This window comes from Pseudomonas sp. 43(2021), from assembly GCF_017490805.1.
In the GTDB taxonomy this organism is placed as follows: Bacteria; Pseudomonadota; Gammaproteobacteria; order Pseudomonadales; family Pseudomonadaceae; genus Aquipseudomonas.
On sequence record NZ_JAFGYJ010000467.1, the window covers coordinates 1 to 459 of the forward strand.

1 protein-coding gene is annotated in these 459 nt (G+C 64.7%); it reads right to left on the minus strand.

Translation table 11 applies throughout. From position 1 onward, the window contains the following. Positions 1-456: biotin-independent malonate decarboxylase subunit beta (locus tag J5M71_RS28210; RefSeq protein ID WP_207838904.1), on the minus strand; the 456-nt coding region annotated here is incomplete at its 3' end. Positions 457-459: the final 3 nt, after the last annotated feature.

The window sequence follows — 459 nt, forward strand, 5'->3', positions numbered from 1 at the left end:
GCAACCGACGCTGCCCGCCACCACACCCACCACCGGTTGGTATTGCTGCAAATCGACAATCGCCGCATGAATATCGGCAATCGCCGCCAGCCCGAGGTTGGCTTCCTGCAAGCGCACACCACCGGTTTCCAGCAGCAACACGGCGCGGGTCGGGATGCCTTTGCGGTTGTCTTCGGCGGCCAGTTCCAGCGCGCCGGCAATCTTCGCCCCGCCGACTTCGCCGAGGCTGCCGCCCTGGAACGCGCCTTCAATCGCCGCGATCACCACCGGCAAACCATCGAGGCTGCCCTTGGCGATCACCACGCCGTCATCGGCTTGCGGAACCACGCCCTGGCGTTCGAGCCACGGCGACATGACCCGTTGAAACGGGTCGAGCAATTCGCGGAAGGTCCCGGCATCGAGCAAGGCTTTCGCCCGTTGCCGCGCACCGAGTTCGACGAAGCTGTGTTTGTGCAAAAG